The organism is Thalassospiraceae bacterium LMO-JJ14 (genome assembly GCA_021555105.2).
Lineage (GTDB): Bacteria > Pseudomonadota > Alphaproteobacteria > Rhodospirillales > Casp-alpha2 > UBA4479.
The window spans coordinates 3,593,518-3,612,570 of the sequence record CP134604.1 but is presented as its reverse complement, the minus strand read 5'-3'; the positions used below and the strand labels follow the sequence as shown (position 1 = coordinate 3,612,570).

General features: G+C 58.9%; 17 protein-coding genes. 12 read left to right on the top strand and 5 right to left on the bottom strand.

All coding sequences use genetic code 11. From position 1 onward, the window contains the following. Position 1: 1 nt before the first annotated feature. Both L2D14_17065 and L2D14_17060 read right to left on the bottom strand, forming a co-directional pair. Positions 2-946: an FAD:protein FMN transferase gene (locus L2D14_17065; GenBank protein ID WNJ99567.1), complete on the bottom strand. Its 945-nt coding sequence runs from the start codon at positions 944-946 to the stop codon at positions 2-4. Continuing rightward, positions 939-2,942: a 4Fe-4S binding protein gene (locus L2D14_17060; protein ID WNJ99566.1), complete on the bottom strand. Its 2,004-nt coding sequence runs from the start codon at positions 2,940-2,942 to the stop codon at positions 939-941. Before L2D14_17060 ends, L2D14_17065 begins: the two co-directional genes overlap by 8 nt. 245 nt (positions 2,943-3,187) lie before the next feature. Between L2D14_17060 and L2D14_17055 the strand changes: the two genes are divergently transcribed. From L2D14_17055 to L2D14_17015, 9 genes are all read left to right on the top strand, one after another. Beyond that, entirely contained in the window at positions 3,188-4,918 is a 1,731-nt protein-coding gene (locus tag L2D14_17055; protein ID WNJ99565.1) for a cytochrome D1 domain-containing protein, read from the top strand. A 78-nt stretch (positions 4,919-4,996) separates the two neighbouring features. Next, entirely contained in the window at positions 4,997-5,809 is an 813-nt protein-coding gene (cobA, locus tag L2D14_17050) for a uroporphyrinogen-III C-methyltransferase (GenBank protein ID WNJ99564.1), read from the top strand. Continuing rightward, positions 5,790-6,131: a cytochrome c gene (locus tag L2D14_17045; protein WNJ99563.1), complete on the top strand. Its 342-nt coding sequence runs from the start codon at positions 5,790-5,792 to the stop codon at positions 6,129-6,131. The genes cobA and L2D14_17045 overlap by 20 nt, the downstream gene beginning before the upstream one ends. Further along, the gene (locus L2D14_17040; GenBank protein WNJ99562.1) at positions 6,131-7,327 is read left to right on the top strand and encodes a cytochrome D1 domain-containing protein; all 1,197 of its coding nucleotides are present in this window, start codon (positions 6,131-6,133) and stop codon (positions 7,325-7,327) included. The genes L2D14_17045 and L2D14_17040 overlap by 1 nt, the downstream gene beginning before the upstream one ends. Before the next feature lie 100 nt (positions 7,328-7,427). Then, entirely contained in the window at positions 7,428-7,775 is a 348-nt protein-coding gene (locus L2D14_17035; protein WNJ99561.1) for an Lrp/AsnC family transcriptional regulator, read from the top strand. Beyond that, positions 7,772-8,722, top strand: coding sequence for an AsnC family transcriptional regulator (locus L2D14_17030; protein WNJ99560.1), 951 nt, complete (start codon positions 7,772-7,774; stop codon positions 8,720-8,722). Before L2D14_17035 ends, L2D14_17030 begins: the two co-directional genes overlap by 4 nt. Then, positions 8,719-9,219 (top strand): AsnC family transcriptional regulator, encoded by a 501-nt coding sequence (locus L2D14_17025; GenBank protein WNJ99559.1) that lies wholly within the window; start codon positions 8,719-8,721, stop codon positions 9,217-9,219. Before L2D14_17030 ends, L2D14_17025 begins: the two co-directional genes overlap by 4 nt. 9 nt (positions 9,220-9,228) lie before the next feature. Then, entirely contained in the window at positions 9,229-10,434 is a 1,206-nt protein-coding gene (gene nirJ, locus L2D14_17020; GenBank protein WNJ99558.1) for a heme d1 biosynthesis radical SAM protein NirJ, read from the top strand. After that, positions 10,421-11,992, top strand: coding sequence for a cytochrome D1 domain-containing protein (locus tag L2D14_17015; protein ID WNJ99557.1), 1,572 nt, complete (start codon positions 10,421-10,423; stop codon positions 11,990-11,992). Before nirJ ends, L2D14_17015 begins: the two co-directional genes overlap by 14 nt. Here the strand turns inward: L2D14_17015 and L2D14_17010 are convergent. After that, the gene (locus tag L2D14_17010) at positions 11,964-12,983 is read right to left on the bottom strand and encodes a glycosyl transferase family protein (protein ID WNJ99556.1); all 1,020 of its coding nucleotides are present in this window, start codon (positions 12,981-12,983) and stop codon (positions 11,964-11,966) included. The genes L2D14_17015 and L2D14_17010 overlap by 29 nt on opposite strands. Before the next feature lie 281 nt (positions 12,984-13,264). Here L2D14_17010 and L2D14_17005 point away from each other — a divergent pair, with 281 nt between their 5' ends. Continuing rightward, the gene (locus tag L2D14_17005) at positions 13,265-14,422 is read left to right on the top strand and encodes a putative sulfate/molybdate transporter (protein WNJ99555.1); all 1,158 of its coding nucleotides are present in this window, start codon (positions 13,265-13,267) and stop codon (positions 14,420-14,422) included. Between the two features lie 44 nt (positions 14,423-14,466). Here the strand turns inward: L2D14_17005 and L2D14_17000 are convergent, their stop codons facing one another. Together L2D14_17000 and L2D14_16995 are read right to left on the bottom strand one after the other, a co-directional pair. Further along, entirely contained in the window at positions 14,467-15,804 is a 1,338-nt protein-coding gene (locus L2D14_17000; protein WNJ99554.1) for an FAD-binding oxidoreductase, read from the bottom strand. Between the two features lie 2 nt (positions 15,805-15,806). After that, complete coding sequence (locus L2D14_16995) at positions 15,807-17,003, bottom strand: aromatic ring-hydroxylating dioxygenase subunit alpha (protein ID WNJ99553.1); 1,197 nt, start codon at positions 17,001-17,003, stop codon at positions 15,807-15,809. A 177-nt stretch (positions 17,004-17,180) separates the two neighbouring features. Between L2D14_16995 and L2D14_16990 the strand changes: the two genes are divergently transcribed. Further along, positions 17,181-18,080 carry a LysR substrate-binding domain-containing protein gene (locus L2D14_16990; protein ID WNJ99552.1) on the top strand — a complete coding sequence of 300 codons (900 nt, stop codon included), beginning with the start codon at positions 17,181-17,183 and terminating at the stop codon, positions 18,078-18,080. A 53-nt stretch (positions 18,081-18,133) separates the two neighbouring features. Next, a complete protein-coding gene (locus L2D14_16985) occupies positions 18,134-19,048 on the top strand; it encodes an MBL fold metallo-hydrolase (protein ID WNJ99551.1) in 915 nt (304 codons plus the stop codon). The last annotated feature ends 5 nt before the right edge of the window (positions 19,049-19,053 follow it).

The following is a 19,053-nucleotide window of genomic DNA, read 5'->3' as shown; positions in this document are numbered from 1 at the left end:
TTCAGACCTTTCGGGCGGTGACAATGCGTGCGCCCGGAACCCGGGCAAGTATTCTTCGATGCATCTCGGACGGAGCGACGAAAAGGGCCGTCGACAAAGCGTCTGCATCGGTTGCGTAACGTGCGGTAATGCTGATTGCCGTGTCGGCGGGTGCGCAAAGACCGGAGCGGGGATCAAATAAATGATGCTGCGGTGCCAATGCCGTGAAGCGTGTGCCGGCGCTCTCCGAAGTGGACATGGCGCAATCCGCGAGCAGGGTCTCGATGCCGTTCGCCATGGCAATGCGCCAGGGTCGTCCGTCGGGATGCATACCTAGCCCTCTGATCTCTCCGGCGTCGATCAGAACGTTGTTCCAGCCGCGTGATTTCAATAACGCCGTGATCCGATCGGTGATGTAGCCCTGCGCAATACCGTTGAACGTCAGCCGCGTTCCGGGCGCGAGGTGGATGTCGCCTCCTTCGATGCGGACAAGGTGCGAACCGACCCTTCTTCGGACAGCATCGATCTCATGCATGGACGGGCCTGCGGTGTCATCTGGGTATGCACGAAAATGTGCGGCATAGAGTTCCCAAAGGGGTTGCACGGTAATGTCGAAAGCGCCGTCCGTGATGGCAGCCATCGCCTGAGCGCGACGCACCAGGTGGATCAGTTCCAACGGTGCCGAACGGAGCATGCCGGTTTGATTCAGTTTGCTGAGCGCGGAGCGGGAACGGAACAGACTGAAAATATTCTCCAGCCGTTCTATTTCCCGGAAGACATCGCCAAGCGTCTGGTCTGCAAACTGCCGGTCGGCATGCGCGAGAACAATCCGTGCATCAGCGCCCAGTGCCGTTCCGCGCCATTCATACAAGTCTTCACGTCGCGATGATCCGCCAAGCAGTGCGTAAACGCTGCCCGCGAGGATGGTGAGGGCACGCCTTCGCGATATGGATATCTGTTCAGCCATGGTCCGGCCTTTCCGCGCTGATGTCCTGTCCGGCCGTCAGTGCCTGACGCCGTTCGCGTTTTTTGCGGCTGGCCACCAGCGGCGGACAGATATGGTCATCGACGTAATAGGTCTGGCATTCGAGGCAGTAGATGCATTCGTTGGGGTTGATCTCGCCGGTTGGGTGAATGGCCTGCACAGTGCAGCGTTCGCTGCAAATTTGGCACTCGCTGCCGCACTGATGGCGCCGCCTGAGCCAGTTGAACATGCGCAGCCTGGCCGGGATCGCAAGCGCCGCGCCGAGCGGACAGAGATAGCGGCAGAAAAACCGTTCGATAAACAAACCGGCCGCCAACAATGCCGCGACGTAAACGACGAAAGGCCAGCTTCTGACGAATGTCATCGTTATCGCCGTCTTGAAGGGTTCGACTTCCGCCAGCAATGTCGCTTCGCGGATCGTGTGCAGCGAGGCGGCAAACAGACCCAGAAAAATGATGTATTTAATCGCCCACAATCTTTCGTGAACCGCGAAGGGGATTTTCAATTGCGGCACGCCCATGCGCCTGGCTGCCGCATTCATCAGTTCCTGCAAGGCACCGAAAGGACAGAGCCAGCCGCAGTAAACGCCCCGCCCCCAAAACAGCAACGTTACAGCGACATATCCCCAAAGAACGAAGATCATGGGGTCGACAAGGAAGTGTTCCCAGCGGAATTCGCCCAATAGTGCGTGTGCAAATGTCAGAACCTGAAGCACCGACAATTGCCCGCCGGCATACCATCCCAGCCACACCAGAACGACCGCAAGGAAAGCCAGACGCCCGGTATCGCGAAAGCGTCGATAGCGAACCAGTTGATCCTGAAAGACAAGAACGCCGGTCAGAACGGCAAGTAAAGCAAGGACGCCGGCAATGCGAAAACGCCGCTGTTCCCAGGTGCGTTGCCAGAGTGGCTTTGCGTCACGGTCCGCCGGCTCCATGGCGGCCGATGCCGGTGCCGGCATGACGTATCTGTCCGGGAGGGTGTATTCAAGGGCGAAGGGCGGCATTTCCCCGTTCGGCATTGCCTTATCCGGATTGATGAACAACTCAAGCCGCCAGGGTTGTAGCGGATCAAACCCGGTATCTGCGGGTAATACGAACAGCGCGATTTCACGTAGTTCCGGCGCGCCCGCGGCCTTCAGGGCTTCGATGTTGGTATAAGCGTCACGGTGCAATTGTAAGGTGCGGACGCCTTGAACGATCTGTATCCGATCGAACGTGCCGGTTTTCCGATACTGCCGTCCTTTAAATGAATAAACGCCGTTGGCGGCAATCAGGATTGCGTTGTCGCCAGCGCCGAGCGATGAAAACAACTGCTGATGGTCGCGGGTTCCCAGTAAATTCCCACCGATGCGGGGCGGGGTCAGAAGCGCGGCATATAGATCGATAAAAAGACCTTGGCGACCGGTCTGGTCCGGAACCTTTTTGGCAATATCCGTGAAATCCAGTTCAAGGTGTTGCACGGAATCATCGGCAAGAAGACTCTGCCAACTGGCCTTGGTGTACGGTTCGCGCTTGAGGATCGAGCCGCTGGCCGCTGGTGCACGTGCACGCAAGACGGATCTTGCGGCGCGAACGACGGCATCCTGAATTACGGCGCTGGAGATCGTTGCCCCGGCAATGGCGTCGGGCATGGTGTTGCCGCCTGCAATGCCCGTCAATGCAGGTGCAAGTACATTGAATCCCTTGAGACCGCTGACAAACCTCTGCAGATCCTGATCGGAAATGCCGATAACAAGGATCGGTTCATTGTGACGGCGCAGGATGGCGCCGGTGATATTGCCATCGGTGCTGACGCCGACGCGGACATCGATGATTTCTCCGCCGTATCCGGTTGAACCGATGACGTCCGCTGTGGAGAGAATATATCCTGCGGCCTTGTCGTTGATAAAAGCCGTTGCCGCCGGAGGTTGCCCCGTGAAAGCACTGATTTTATCGGCGTTCGGAAATACGTCCGCCAGATTGTCCGCGTTTGCCATAGGCGCGATACACCCCGTGACCAGGGCTGCCGCAGCAAACGTTTTAAGCTTCTTCCATATTGCCATAGCGTAAGTATCGGCGATTTCTGCGGGCCGTCATTGATCACGGTTAAGCCGTTCCATGCACAGAAAATTTCCGGTTTCGCGAATGCTTTTGCGCCTACCTAACCAAGGTCAAGGCGGCACGTGAAATGACCCCATACGGTGTGGGCCTATTCGCCAATAAAAGGGCAGGAGCAGGATTGATGAAGCGAACTATATTCTCTGTGGCGGCTGTCGCCGCTTTAACTTTAGGTCTCTCTACCGCGATGGCGGCAGAGTCCAAGAAACACGGGACGACTCCAGGTGATCGGTATGAGCCGAGCCTGAACATCCTCGGAAAGGACAAACTCGAACAACCGGGCGTCAAGCCGGGTGAAGAACCGTTGTCGGCAGAGCAATTCCAGCAAGCCAAACAGATATACTTCGAACGGTGCGCCGGGTGTCACGGTGTGCTGCGCAACGGTGCAACGGGGCCGAACCTGACGACAAAGGTGACGCACGAGCGCGGTTTCGAAGCGTTGCGTGATTTTATCACCTACGGATCGCCGGGCGGCATGCCCAACTGGGGAACGTCCGGTGATTTGACCGCGGATCAGATCGATCTGATGGCACGTTATCTGTTGATCGAGCCACCGCAGCCGCCGGAATTTGGGATGCCCGAAATCAAGGCGACGTGGAAACTAATGGTTCCGGTCGACAAGCGCCCAACGAAACAGATGAACAATCTGGATCTGGACAATCTGTTCTCGGTCACGTTGCGTGACTCGGGTGAAATTGCCCTGATCGACGGCGGGACCAAGAAAATCGTCAAGATCATCAAGACCGGGTATGCCGTGCATATCTCGCGGACGTCGGCATCCGGGCGTTATGTCTTCACGATTGGCCGTGACGCCAAGATCACGCTCATCGATCTTTGGATGCCGGAGCCTTCGACGGTTGCGGAAATCAAGATCGGTGCCGAAGCGCGCTCCGTCGAAACCTCGAAAATGAAGGGCTGGGAAGACAAGTATGCAATTGCCGGGGCCTACTGGCCGCCGCAATACGTCATCATGGATGGCATCACCCTGGAGCCGAAGAAAATCGTCTCAACGCGCGGCATGACTTACGACACGCAGGAGTTTCACCCGGAACCGCGCGTTGCCGCAATTGTCGCATCGCACTATCACCCCGAGTTTGTGGTCAACGTCAAGGAGACCGGCCACATTTTGATGGTCAACTACTCCGACCTGAAGAACCTCAAGGTGACGGACATCGAAGCCGAACGCTTCCTGCATGACGGTGGTTTCGACTCGACCGGCCGTTACTTCATCGTTGCGGCGAACGCGCGCAACAAGGTCGCGGTGGTCGATACCAAGGAAAACAAGCTTATTGCCTTGATTGAAACCGGCACCAAGCCCCACCCGGGCCGTGGCGCCAATTTCCTTCATCCCAAGTTCGGTCCGGTTTGGGCGACGAGCCACCTTGGCGACGAAACCATTGCCTTGATCGGCACCGACCCCAAAGGTCATCCCGATCAGGCATGGAAAGTCGTGCAGGTCCTTGAAGGGCAAGGCGGGGGCGCGCTGTTCGTAAAAACGCACCCGAAATCCAAGCACCTTTACGTCGATACGCCGCTGAACCCGGAGGCGGAACTCGCATCGTCAGTGGCCGTGTTTAAAATCGCCGACATGACCAACGACGAACCGAAGTACACGGTGCTGCCGATCGGTGAATGGTCGGGAATTACCGAGGGTGTGCGCCGTGTCGTTCAGGGTGAATACAACAAGGATGGCGACGAGATCTGGTTCTCCGTGTGGAATGCCAAGAACCAGGAATCGGCAATCGTCGTTGTTGACGACAAGACCCTGAAGAAGAAAGCGGTCATTCGTGACAAGCGACTGGTGACGCCGACAGGCAAGTTCAACGTCTTCAATACACGAAACGACGTTTACTAAGCCTGTTCTGGTCGGCGGGACTGGTGAGTTCTCAACCCCTCACCGGTCCCGTCCGCCCGTCACTGAAAGGAATTCAAGATGTTACGCGCGGATCATGATCAGGAAAAAGATGCAAAAGTTTATCTCGTCGGCGCGGGGCCGGGTGATCCCGATCTCTTAACCCGCAAAGCGTATGACCTTATCAGAAAAGCAGATGTCGTCGTTTACGACAGGTTGGTGTCGCCGGAAATTCTCGAGCTGATTCCCGCCGGTGTTGCACGCATAAACGTCGGCAAGCAGCCGCAATGCCATCCCATTCCGCAAAATGAAATCAATGAATTGCTGGTTTCCCTGTCGCGCAGCAACCGGCTTGTCGTGCGTCTGAAAGGCGGCGACCCGTTTTTGTTCGGACGCGGCAGTGAAGAAGCGATCCATTTATATAAATGTGGCGTTACATATGCAGTTGTTCCCGGCGTGACGTCAGCATCGGGGTGTGCCACCGCCGCTGGAATACCGTTGACCCATCGGGGCCTATCGACAGGTGTCAGATTCGTCACCGGTCATTGCCGTGAGGACATGGAGCTGGATCTCGACTGGCATGGCCTGGCGGACCCCGATACCACACTGGTGATCTACATGGGGGCAGCGAACATGGCCCAGATTTCAGTACGTCTGATGACGCAAGGATTGCCGGCATCGACCCCGGTAGCGGCGATCAGCCACGGTACGACACCGCGCCAGCGCTCTCTGGTATCGACGCTTGGCGAAATCGCCAGTAGTGTGAGCGAAGCAAACCTGCCGTCACCACTAATGTTTGTTGTCGGCCGCGTCGTCGATGTCGCCGACCTGCTTGTGGGAGATAAATGCAATGCGGCTCCCGTGGCTGAGCGCAATGTTGCACAACTGGGCTAAATTGAGTGCCCTGATGCTGCTGGGGTGGATTGGTGTTTCCACGCCCGCCGCGCTTCATGCCGAACCCATATCTGCAGACCGCAAGGCCTCTCTCGATCATCTGCTGCGACATGACTGCGGTTCGTGCCATGGCATGACGCTGCAAGGCGGGCTGGGGCCGGCGCTGCTGCCCGAGCAGTTCACCGATCAGGATATCGACAGCATTGCCACCATGATTTTGGTTGGTAATCCGGAAAAAGCCATGCCGCCGTGGGAGGGCCTGCTGAGTTTTTCGGACGCACGCTATCTCGCCCGGCAGATCAAGAACGAAGGACCGAACTGATGTCAGGATACAAGGAACTGTTGCGGGTTATGACGGCTGGCGTAATGCTGATGTTTGGCGCCGTCACAACGTCCGATGCCGATGTTGCATTATACGGCACCGGGGATCTCGGCATTGTCATCGAACGTGCGGCGGGCAGCGTCACCATCATCGATACCACGGATGTCACGGCCAGGAGCCGTGTCGAAGGGTTGGGCGATCTTAGCCACGCGTCGGCGGTTTTCTCGCGGGACGGTCGCTACGCTTATGTTTTCGGCCGTGACGGGGGACTGACCAAGGTCGATTTGTTGCGGGCTAGAATAACGAAGCGCATCGTGCAGTCCGGCAACAGCATTGGCGGTGCGATCTCACAGGACGGTACGCTGATTGCCGTGTCCAACTATAAACCGGGCGGTGTGCGGGTTTTCGATTCACAAACCCTCGAACTCGTTGCTGATATCCCGGCCGAAATGGGCGATGGGTCGCTTTCCAAGGTGGTCGGTCTTGTCGATGCGCCGGGCCAGCAGTTTATTTTCAGCCTTTGGGACGCCGGCGAGATATGGGTGGCGGACTTCATGGGCCGCGGCCAGCCGAAAATCACAAAATATAAAAACGTCGGCATCAATCCTTATGATGCGCTGATTACGCCGGATGGACGCTATTATGTCGCCGGCCTGTTCGGCGAGGACGGTCTTGCCAAGCTAGATCTGTGGGCGCCGGAAAAGGGTGTTGAGCGGATACTCGACGGCTATGGCCGTGGCGAGCAGAAATTACCGGTTTATAAAATGCCGCACCTAGAAGGCTGGGCGCGTGCCGGGAACTACCTTTTCCTGCCGGCTGTGGGTCATCATGAAATTCTTGTCGTGGATGCGAATACCTGGAAGGAAGTCGCGCATATCCCGGTGTATGGTCAGCCGATCTTTGCCGTGGCGCGGCCCGATGGGCGTCAGATCTGGGTGAATTATGCGCATCCCCTGAATGACACCTTGCAGGTGATCGATGTGCCCAGTCTGAAAATCGTGCAGACATACAAGCCGGGCAAGGCTGTGTTGCACATGGAATTTACGCCGCGCGGTGAACAGGTGTGGGTATCGGTCCGCGACGAAGACCGGGTCGATGTTTATGACACCCGGACGATGAACGTCGTGAAAAGCATCAAAGCGGATAAACCGAGCGGCATTTTCCTGACGTCCCGGGCAGGCCGGACTGGACTGTGATATGCCGTTGAATGAATCCGAGCGTCGAATCATTAACGCCTATCAGCATGATTTTCCATTGCATCCACGACCGTTTGCGGAAATCGGCAAGAAGGTCGGGATGCCTGAAAATGAAGTGCTCAGGATCGTCGGCGATTTACGTGAAAAGGGCTTGTTGTCACGTGTCGGTGCGGTGGTTGCACCGAACCGTGCCGGTGCAAGCACGCTTGCGGCGATGTGCGTGCCGGACGAGCGGCTGGAAGAGGTGGCCCGGTGTGTTTCTGCCTGCCCTGAGGTGAACCACAATTATGAACGTGAACACAGATTGAATTTGTGGTTCGTCGTAGCCGCCAAGGACCGCGATGCGGTGTTGATGACGCTACGGCGCATTGCCGAAGAAACGGGAATTGAGCCGGTCGAGCTACCGCTGATCAAGGCTTATCATATTGATCTCGGATTTGCGGTATGAGAGATCTCGATCCCATTGACCGGAGTATCCTTGCCGACGTCGCTCATGGCATGCCTTTGGTGGCGGCACCCTATGAGGAAATTGCCAGCCGGCTGGGGATCGCCGAGGAAGACGTCATTCGTCGCCTCGAGCGCCTGACCAAAGACGGTGTCATCAAGCGTCTGGGTCTGGTCGTCCGTCACCGCGCGCTTGGATACAAGGCAAATGCGATGGTTGTCTGGGATGTGCCTGACGAAAAGATAGATGATCTTGGCGAAAAATTGGCGAGCTTCGATTTTGTGACTTTGTGTTACCAACGCCCGCGCCGTTTGCCGCTATGGCCGTTTAACCTGTTTTGCATGGTGCATGGCAAGGACCGTGAAACGGTGCGCCAGCAAATCACCAGGCTCAACAACGACACGGATATCGGCTCTTTTCCGAATGCGGTGCTGTTCAGCAAGCAATGCTTCAAGCAATGCGGTGCGCGCTACAATGCCGAGCCTCCCTCAGCGGACGTTATCCCGCTCGATCCTGTCGACCGCCGCATTGTCAACGGCTTGCAGGGCGGGTTCCCGGTTACGGAAACCCCGTATGCGGTCGCTGCGGCAAATCTCGGCATGGAAGAAGAAGAGCTTATTCGCAGGCTGGCACATCTTTGCGATGTCGGTGTGTTGTCCCGTTTCGGTCCGATGTTCAACGCCGAGAAACTGGGGGGGGATGTTACACTGGCGGCGATGGCAGTGCCGGACGATTGTTTCGAGAAAGTTGCCGGCCTCGTTAATGCACATCCCGAGGTGGCGCATAATTACGCCCGCGATCATCGGCTGAATATGTGGTTTGTCCTGTCCGTCGAGCAACCGGAACGCATCGCCGAAGTGATCGCCGAGATTGAAGCCGAAACCGGGCTGCCTGTTTACGACATGCCGAAGCAGGAAGAATTTTATGTCGGCCTCAGGGTCGAAGTATGAACGAGGTCAAAAGCATGCTGGCGTTCGATGAGATCGACCGACGCATCATTCAGGAGACCCAGGACGGGTTGCCCCTTGTCCCGCGCCCATATGATGCGGTGGCTGAAGCGCTTGGCCTTTCCGCCGCCGACGTCATTGAACGCATTCGCCGGATGCGCGACAGCGGCGTCATTCGCCGGATCGGCGTTGTCCCCAATCACTACCGGCTTGGCGTCCGTGCCAACGGCATGTCGGTCTGGGATGTGGACGATGCGTTCGTCCGCGATGCCGGGGCCGAAATCGGCGCGCTGGATTTTGTCTCGCATTGCTATCGCCGCCCGCGCCACTTGCCGGACTGGCCCTACAATCTGTTTGCAATGGTGCACGGTCGCCGCCGTGACGAGGTTGAAGTCCAGGTCGCCGAAATCGCCCGCCTGCTGGGTGCGCGCGCACGCCGCCACGAAATCCTTTACAGCACACGTATACTCAAAAAGACCGGCCTCAGGCTTGGGGCATAGGGGGATAGAATGTTTCGGATCACGCAATATATGAAGGAACTGCTCGAGCCGACGCCCATCGGGCCAAAGCGCAATCCGCCCGGACCGGTGGTCATCTGGAACCTGATCCGGCGCTGCAATCTGAAGTGCAAGCACTGCTATTCGATTTCGTCCGATCATAACTTTCCGGGCGAGCTTTCCACGAAAGAAGTTTTCAGTGTCATGGACGATCTGTGGTCGTTCGGTGTTCGTGTGCTGATCCTGTCGGGCGGTGAGCCGTTATTGCGCCCGGATATCTTCGAGATTTCCCGCCGCGCCAAGGAGATGGGATTTTATGCAGGTCTGTCGACCAACGGCACGCTGATCGACGAGGCCAATATCAAGGATATCGCCGCAGCGGAATATGATTACGTCGGGATCAGCCTCGACGGCATCGGCGCCACGCATGATGCGTTTCGCGGCCAGACGGGGGCTTTCGACAAGTCGTTGTTGGCGGCGAAGCTGTGCGCAAAGCATGACTTGAAGGTCGGCTTGCGGTTCACCATGACGCTGGACAATGCACATCAGTTGCCCGATCTGCTTCACCTCATTGAGGATGAAGACATCGACAAATTTTACCTGTCGCACCTGAACTACGCCGGACGCGGGAACAAGAACCGCGGCGACGATGCGCATTGGGATGCAACCCGTGGCGCCATGGACCTGATGTTCGAAACCTGCCTGCGGCTTTTGCGTGAAGGCAACGAGAAGGAATTCGTCACCGGCAATAACGATGCGGACGGGGTCTACATGCTGCATTGGGCACGCCGTCATTTTCCGGACCAGGCAGATCATCTGCAGGCCAAGCTCGAACAGTGGGGTGGTAATTCGTCAGGTGTGAATATCGCCAACATCGATAATCTGGGCGAGGTGCATCCGGATACTATGTGGTGGAACTACTCGCTTGGGAACGTCAAGACACGCGCCTTCTCAGATATATGGAAAGATACCAGCGACCCGGTCATGGCCGGACTGAAGGCGCAGCCGCGTCAGGTTGGCGGGCGTTGCGGCCAGTGCCGGCACTTTGCCATATGCGGCGGCAATACGCGGGTGCGGGCCATGCAGCTGACGGGCGATCCGTGGGCGGAAGATCCCGGCTGTTATCTGACGGACGGCGAGATCGGCATCGAAGACGGCGGCGTGCGCGTGCTCAACCGGCCATACAGAAAAGGGGATTACGTGCATGCGGTTCGTTAAGCTGTTGTTGGTTGCGGCATTCGTTACCGGCGGGTCGCCGGGGCTTGCCGGCGAAACTGCCTTCGATGCGAAAACCCTGGCGGTTTATCAGCAGCATTGTGCGGCCTGTCATGGCGCCGACCGGCTGGGCGGCATCGGCCCGGCACTGTTGCCCGAGAATCTCAGCCGACTCAGGAAAAAGAACGCCGTCACTACGATAGCCAATGGACGCCTGGCGACACAGATGCCCGGTTTCGCACAGCAACTTTCGGAAGCGGATATCCAGTCGCTAGCAGACTTTATCTATCAACCGCTGCCCAGTGTGCCGGGATGGGACATGGCCGACATCGAAGCCAGTCATATTCTCCACAATGCGCTGGATGGTCTCGGCGATACACCGGTTCACAAGGCAGATCCGTTGAACCTGTTCACGGTGGTGGAAACTGGCGATCACCATGTGACGATCCTCGATGGCGATACGTTCGACCCGCTGTGGCGCTTCAAATCCCGTTTCGCGCTGCACGGCGGCGCCAAGTATTCGCCGGACGGCCGGTTTGTCTATCTGGCATCGCGTGACGGCTGGGTCAGCAAGTATGACCTCTTTACTTTCAAGCCGGTAGCCGAGGTGCGTGTTGGGATCAATACCCGCAATATCGCCGTATCGGCGGACGGCCGATATGTGATGGCCGGGAATTTCCTGCCGCATACGCTGGTGCTGTTGGATGCACGCGAGCTGAAACCGATAAAGTTGATCGACGTGCGGGGCAAGAAAGGGGCATCGTCACGGGTCAGCGCAGTCTATACGGCGGCGCCCCGCGAAAGCTTCATCATCGCCCTGAAGGACATCCCGGAAGTATGGGAAATTTCCTATTCGGACAATCCGAAACCGGTGCCGACGGGGCTGATCCATAATTACGAACCGGGCATGCTGGAAGGCGCATTCGACACGGGCCCGTTCCCGGTACGCCATATCGTCCTGAATGACTTTGTCGATGATTTCCTGTTCGACCAGGATTATCGCAATCTCATGGGGGCCGCCCGCAACGCCAAGAAAGGGCAGGTTGTGAACCTGAATGTCGGGCGCAAAGTCGCCGATCTTGATCTTGAGGGGTTGCCGCACCTGGGCTCCGGCATAACCTTCGATTACAAGGGTCGCCAAGTATTCGCAACGCCGCACCTGAAGGGCGGTCTGGTCAGTGTCATCGATATGCAGTCATGGCAAACCGTCAAGCAGATCAAAACGCTGGGGCCCGGCTTCTTCATGCGCTCACACGAAAAAACGCCCTATGCCTGGGTCGATGTTTTCTTCGGCCCCAACAAGGACGCCATCCACGTGATCGACAAGCGGACACTTGAAATCGTCAAGACGCTGCGCCCGGCACCCGGCAAAACCGCGGCGCATATCGAATTTACCAGGAACGGTGATTTTGCGCTCGCCAGTATCTGGGAAATGGATGGTGCGCTGGTGGTCTACGATGCCGCGACGCTTGAGGAAGTGAAACGGATACCGATGGTCAAGCCGTCAGGGAAGTACAACGTCTACAACAAGATCACGCTGTCGTCCGGGACAAGTCACTAAAGGCTGAATGCCCTTGGGCATCGTGGCGGTCCTGCCACATTGACTGCGCGCGCATTTGCGCCTCTGTGCGGGTTTCTGCACGCCCGGACAGTTTCAACACGACAGCAGCCGTCGCGATGATAGAGGCTTCGGCCGAGGGATGGGAGATGCGGCCTTCCCAGAGTGCGGCGATCCTCTGCGGGCTCAGGTCTTCCTCGCGCCACAGGAAAGGTTCGCCAGTTAATGTCGCGGGCCAGTCTTCAATTCCGTGGTGGCCATCGTTCAGTGTCGCGATCTGCACACTTTTAAAAGGATTACGCTGGGCCTCGCCGCCAATGCCCTTGAACACGGCAGCATTCGGCTGGCCGAGGAGCCCAAGCGCGTTCTGGTGAACCTGACGATATGGCGAGTGGACGATGCCGACGAGGGTAAAGTTACTGCGAAGCGGGTTCAGGTCACGCACGAACGTATTTGCGACCGAGCGCACGCCCAGCAGTGGTTTATAATGAAACAGCGTTTCTGTTTCGGGGGACATGTCGGCAAGGTCGATGTAGGCGAAGCTACCGTTAATCAACTGTGACGAAGCCTCGGCAAGCGAGCGGCTCGGTGAAATCCCCAGTGCTTCAAGTGCCAGCCGTGTCGGTGCGCAGCCCTCGACCGTGCCCTCAATGCCGTGCATCAGGACCTTGATACCGAATGACGCGAGCAGCATTGCCGACAGCACGAACCATGGCTGCTGGCGATGGTGGTCGGCGTAGCTGGGCCAATCGATATCGGGCGTCTTGCCGTTGGCTGGCAGGCCGATCCTTGCGTGGACGGCATCGACGAAACCGGCCAGTTCCTCGGCGGTTTCGCCACGTTGACGCAGGACCAGCAGAAAGCCGCCGAGCTGAACCGGATCGACATTATCCGACAACACCATAGCCATTGCTTCGCGTGCTTCTTCACGGGTCAGCGGGCGCGACAGTGTCGGGCCACGGCCGATAATTCTGGTGAAGCCTGAAAAATCCATAATATGTGCCCTGATAAATTATCTCAGGACATCATGTGGAGATGGAGGGAAGCCCGCCTTAACATAGGTCAAGCGAAACCATGTCGGAGAACCGCCGGTCCGGTTTCTGTGATCCATCGTTGAGGCCCGACCCTGTTCACAGGCAGATCATGACCCGCATCTGCAATTTCCTGTTTTAAACTGCATAAATTCCGGCGAGACTCTCCGGGCGGCCGGATTGTTAACACTTTTTGGCCTGTTTTAGCCGTATGCCGCACGATTTCAGGGATGAATAACCGGATATGATTTCGCCGCACAAGCAGACCCCCCCGCCACCCGGCCTCGCCGGTGAGATTTCCGGCTCGGTTGCCGACTTCGGCACCTTCCTGCCGCTCGTGCTCGGTGTGCTGGCGCTCGGCAGCTTCGATGCGTCCGGCGTGCTTACCGGCTTCGGCATATTTGCCCTGGCCGTCGCCGCGTTCTACCGCCGCCCGATCCCCGTGCAGCCGATGAAGGCGATCACCGCGCTGGCGATCGTCGGGGCGCTGACGCCGGCGGAGATGATGGCGAGCGGGGTCATCATCGGTGCCGTGCTGGCGATCCTCGCCGCCGGCGGTGTCGTCGACAGGATTGCGCGGATGCTGCCGGGCACCGTCATCGCCGGGGTGCAACTGGGCGTCGGTGCGCAACTCGCCATCATGGGGTTCAAACATCTGCTGAGCGAGCCGGTGTTCGGCGTCGGCGCGCTGGTCGTGCTGGCGGCACTGATCTTTACCCGCTACCGGGCATTTTCATGTATCGGCGTTTTCATTGCCGCCGCCGGACTGTCGTTGATCGCCGAGCCGGGGCAACTGGCGGGCGTCGGGATTTCATGGTCGCTGCCCGCGGTCGCCTTGCCGTCGCCCGGCGATTTCGAAGGCGCGCTGCTGATCGCCGTGCTGCCGCAACTGGCACTGACGTTCTCGAACGCGGTCATCGCGACGTCGGCGATTGCCGGCGATTACTTTCCCGAAGACCGCGCTCGCCTGACGCCGAACCGGCTCGCGGCGAGTACCGGCATCCTCAACATCGTGCTGGCGCCGCTGGGTGCGATACCGATGTGTCACGGCTCGGGCGGGCTGGTGGCGCAATACGGGTTCGGCGCGCGGACATGGATCGCGCCGGCGATCTTCGGCACGCTGTGCCTGACACTGGGGCTTGCTTTCGGGCCGGGCGCCGCGGCGATACTGGGCGTGCTGCCGCTGGGCGCGCTGGGCGCCATGCTGTGCATTGCCGGGACCGAGATGGCCCTGGGCAGACGCGTGTTCGACGCCATGCCCAGTTGCCGCGCCGTCATCGTCGCCACCGGGGTGGCCTGCGTCGTGCTCAATGTCGCCGCCGGTCTGCTCATCGGCTTCGTCCTCGAAGCCGCCCGCGCGGCGTATATCCGGTCCCGAAATCAAAACGGCGCGAACGGCTGAGCGGCTGCGCTGTCGGCGGCGCGCGCCCGGATTTAAAGCGGTCCCTAGCTCCAGGGATACGGGCTGTTCGATACCGGATGCAGTTCCCCGGCGGCGTAACGGGCATGGCGGAACGGCGCCAGCAGTTTCGACTCGGTGCCGGTTATTTCCCCGGCGACGAGTTTGCCGACGCCAAGCATTTTGAAGCCGTGATTTGAATCGGCGATGATGTAGCAGTTTTCCCGGAACACATCGCAAACCGGAAAGCTGTCCGGCGTGAAGCAGCCGATGCCGCCCGAGGGGGTTTTACGGTACTTGCCGATCTGACCTTCGAAGCGTTTCTGGCAATGCGCGAGTGCCGAACACCACATGTGTGCGAAGTCGTCACCGACGATGAAATCCGGTGAATCGACGCCGTACGGATCGACGGCGACCTGCTCGGCCGGCGTTTTAACGATGTACGGCATGGCGCCGCCCTGTACGCCGTCAAAGTGCGTATCCGGTTTGTAATAGATGCCCCACGGCCGGTCGGTGATCAGAGAGCCGTCGACATCCGACAGCAAGGGCGCATCGGTGTCGACATGGATCACCGGCGGCATCGCGCCGTCATTGGTTTTCTGATAATCGGGGGCGACGCCGAGCGTGCCTTCCTGCAGCGACCAGTAGGTCCACATCTCAACGCCGTCGTGCATGACGCCGTCGGCGCCCTTGATGCTGACGGTTTTCGGCAGTTCGAGCATGTCCCAGATGGACTTCACCCACGGGCCGACGGCGACGACGACATAGTCCGTTTCGACAACGCCCCGGTCGGTGACGACGGCCGTCACCGCGCCTGCGTCCATGCGCAGTTCCTGCACGGCGGCGCCGGTCAGGATTCTGACGCCCGCCGCTTCCGCTTTTCCGGCCAGGCCGTACATGGCCTTGGTGTTGTTGGCGTAACCGCCTTTCTGTTCGTGCAGTACCGAGGTGATACCCTGCGCCTGCCAGTCGGAAAAAATGCCCTGCATGTAGGTGCTGCAATTTTCGCTGCCGGTGACGAACGTGGAGGGATAGCCGATGGCTTTCTGCTGTTCATAGATCGACCCGACATCTTCGAGCATGCCATCATGACTGATCTGCATATACCCGACCGGGTGATAGCTGAAGGCCGCCATGTCGCTTTCCCAGACCGAGACCGAGTGCGCCATCAACTCGCGCATGGCGGGCTGGAAATAGTTGTTGCGCACGACACCGCAGGCAATGCCGGATGCCCCGGCGGCGATCGCGGTCTTGTCGATCAACAGAATATCTTCGCCCGATCCCAGCCCCTTGGCTTTCAGTTCCAGGGCCAGATGATAGGCGGTGCTCAGGCCGTGAATGCCGGCGCCGATGATGACGTACTTGCTGTGTGTCGGAAATGCCATGGTTACGCTCGATCTCTTTCCATCCGGAGGGTTGTGTCGGTTGCCGATGCGGCGTTTCGCCCCGCATCCATCCATGCCCGGGCGATCCACATGTTGAAGACATGGGTCGGCGGATCCATGACCGGGGAGAACACGCCGCCGTCGAAACCCGATGAGCGGCGGCCGCGTTGCATCGCTTCGACGGCGTCCCGGTCCTCGGCGAACACCGATTCCCAGAGCGTCCGGTTGGCGGCACGCGACGGTGCGTATTCATTACCACGCACCGCGTCGTCGAAATAAAACAGCTCGAAGCGTTCATGCGTGCCCGCAGGTCCGTCGGGCAGGATCAGCCCGGCGAAAAAATGATCGCGGTGAGCGCCCAGCAAGACGTTCGGGAAAAGCGCCACGTATTCCGCCCCGCTATCCCAGTAGGCGGGTAACCCGGGCAGGCTCGGGAATGCCGGGGCGCCTTCGGGAAATTCAGGGTTGTAGCATTCGCTGATCTGGCCTGAATACATCGGCTCGACGATTGGTGTGTGCTTGTCGAGCGGCGAGTAACGGTTCAGTTCCGGGTGCACCCAGGGCAGGTGATAGGCCTCGCAGTAATTTTCCACCGCCAGCTTCCAGTTGCACGCCAGATCGAAGGTGATCGTGCTGTCGTCGCCGGTGTGGATCAGGGGCACGCCGTCGAAGTCGCGCCAGCGTTCGCGAAGCGGCGCAATGAAGTCGTGGAACGGCGGTGCGCGGCCGGAAAGATCGGCAAACACCATGCCCATCCATATGGCGTTCGGGACGGTCTGCAGGCGAATGTTCGCCTTGTCGAAGCCGGCGCAATCATGCTTGCCGACGCCGCCGACATGCGGCGCGCCGATCAGTTGACCGTCTAGGGCATAGGTCCAGCAGTGATAGCCGCAGACGATCGCCGATTTCAGATGCGCAGGCTCATCGACGAGGATGCGGCCGCGGTGCCGGCAGACATTGTGAAAAACCCGGATTTCCCCATCGCGCCCGTGAACCATCAACAGCGGGTGGCCGGCAAAATCGACCGGGAAGGCATCGCCCGGATTGGGGATATCCTTTTGAAAACCGATGCAGGCCCAGCTCCGCGTCAGGACATGGGCGCATTCGTAGTCATGCGCACCGTTGTCCGTGTAAATCCGGTTGGGCAGGCCGCGCGCCGTCTCGATTGGATTGAGGACCCGCTGAAATGACTCGAACATGTATCCGGGTTGATCTGGATTAAGGGCAAAGATGCTCATGGTATGGCCTTGCTCAAAAGTGCAGGAAAACCAACACCTCTCTGTATCGCAGAGAGTACGACCATGATTAGAGTTGATTGAAAATCCGGTCAACGGCACTATAATTCACTTAACGATTAACTTCAGGTTATCTGAAAAATGCGCCGATATCTGCCCTCTCTGACGGCTTTGCTGACGTTCGAGGCCTGCGCCCGGTTGTTGAGCTTTACGCGCGCCGCCGAGGAACTGGGCGTGTCACCCGCCGCCGTCAGCCGGCAAATTCAGAATCTCGAGGCTTATACCGGGCAACGTCTGTTTCACCGGCTGCACCGGCGCGTCGAACTGAGCAACGCGGGCGAACGTTTGTTTCAGCCGGTGAACCGCGGCTTCAGTGAAATGGCGGCGATGCTGGCCATGCTTCGTGCCGACGATCAGGAACGTCAGGTGACGGTCGGGACCACGGGCGGTTTCGCTTTTTACTGGCTGATGCCGAAGCTCGGCGCGTTCTCGGCGGCGTGGCCGGAGATCACCATAAACCAGGTTGTCGCGGACGAGCCGATCGACATGCAGCACGGCGAAGCCGATTGCGCGGTGCGTTACGGGGCCGGCCGCTGGCCGCATCTGGATAGCCGTTTCCTGTTCGATGATGTGGTTTACCCGGTTTGCAGTCCGGATTTTCTGGAACGGGTCGGTGCGCCGAAATCACTTGAGGAACTGGCCGGCCATCCGTTGTTCGATTCCCGCGGCATCGAAGGGGATCAGTGGCTGGACTGGGCAACCTGGTTTCGCGAAGCCGGTCATTCGATCGGCGGTGCGCGCGGCAAGTTTCTGAATTACCTGATCAGTGTGCAGATGGCGCTGGAAGGCCGGGGCTATGTTCTGGGGTGGCATCAATTCGTCGGCGATCTGGTCCGCGAAGGACGGCTGGTCAGGCCGCTGGATGTGGAAATCCGCTCGCCCGGTGCTTTTTATCTGACGACGCCTGCCGGCAGGCCGATGTCGGCAGACATACAATTGTTCGCGGACTGGCTGATTGCCGAGGCGGCGGCTGTTGTCTAGGCTTGAGCGATCATGCATATGAGTCCCCGACCGCAACAGGAAAGCCGCTTCACATGAGCCCGTCCCGCCGAATGCTCGCCGTCTTGTCGTTTCTGCTTCTGTCCGCGCCGGCTTCGGCGCTGGAAATACAGCCGGTGACGGACGGCGTCTGGGCCCTGGTCGGGGAAATGCAGCAGCGCAGCCCCGAAAACCTGGCCAACAATGCGACGTTCGGCGTCGTCGTCACCGCAGCGGGGACCGTACTTGTCGATTCCGGCGGCAGCCGTAAGGGTGCCGAGCAGATCCATGACGCGATCCGCAAAATCACCGACCAGCCGGTGAAGTACGTGATCAATACCGGCGGTCAGGATCACCGATGGCTGGGAAACGCTTACTGGCAGGCACTGGGCGCGACGGTAATCGCGTCGGAAAAGGCGGTTGCGGATCACCATGACCGTGTCGATATGCAGATGGCGGGTCTGAAGATATTGCTGGGCGATGCGCTCGACGGCACCGAAGCGCGCTATGCCGATGTCACGTTCAAGGACACCTACGGTTTTGATCTCGGTGGCGTACATTTCCGGATCGCACACCCAGGACCCGCGCATACGCCGGGCGACAGCTACGTCTGGCTCGCCGACAGAAAGACCGTCTTCACCGGCGATATCGTCTATACGGAAAGACTGCTCGGCGTTCTCGATTACAGTTCCATCGCCGGCTGGCCAAAGGCCTTTGAGGCCGTGGCGGCGCTGGAACCGGTGCATGTCGTACCCGGGCATGGTCATGCCACCACGATAAGCAAAGCCCGGGCCGATACGTATGACTACCTCGTCAATCTGCGCACACGGATGGCGGCGCATATCGACGCCGGCGGCGACATTATCGGTTCGGTCGAGGTCGACCAGTCGGCTTTTGCCTATCTCGATCAGTTCGACAGCCTTGCCCGGCGCAATGCGCAGGCGGCATTTCAGCAGATGGAATGGGAATAAACGAC